This is a genomic window from Bradyrhizobium algeriense (assembly GCF_003062295.1).
GTDB lineage: Bacteria > Pseudomonadota > Alphaproteobacteria > Rhizobiales > Xanthobacteraceae > Bradyrhizobium > Bradyrhizobium algeriense.
In genome coordinates, this window is the sequence record NZ_PYCN01000305.1 from 1 (window position 1) to 348 (window position 348).

The 348-nt window shown below is 55.7% G+C and carries 1 protein-coding gene; it reads right to left on the reverse strand.

The features are described from left to right. Window positions 1-133 precede the first annotated feature (133 nt). The coding region (locus tag C7G61_RS43610) for a LexA family protein (protein ID WP_108523459.1) at window positions 134-348 on the reverse strand (215 nt) is incomplete at its 5' end.

Here is a 348-nt window from a genome sequence, read left to right on the forward strand (position 1 = left end):
GCCATCCGCTCCCACGCCGCGTCGCTCAAAACCAACCGATCCATCACACCCAAGACTGCCTCCCCAAAAGCAGTCTTGAATCTGATTTGCCCCTAAATGGGAATCCTTAGAGTCCACACCACCTAGTGGTTCATCATAGTGATTTTGACGTTTTGATACCGAGCCATTCGAGGATGGGCAAGTTTTCCGGTGGCAAGAGAATCTCGATGCTTCTGGGGACACCGGGTTGACGTCGGATGAAGCCGTTCCGTTCGAGGGTGACGATCATCTGGTGGACAGTCGGCGGGCTGACGCGGAAATGGCGCTGGATGTCGGCTTCGGCGGGCGGCTGTCCGAACATGTACGAAT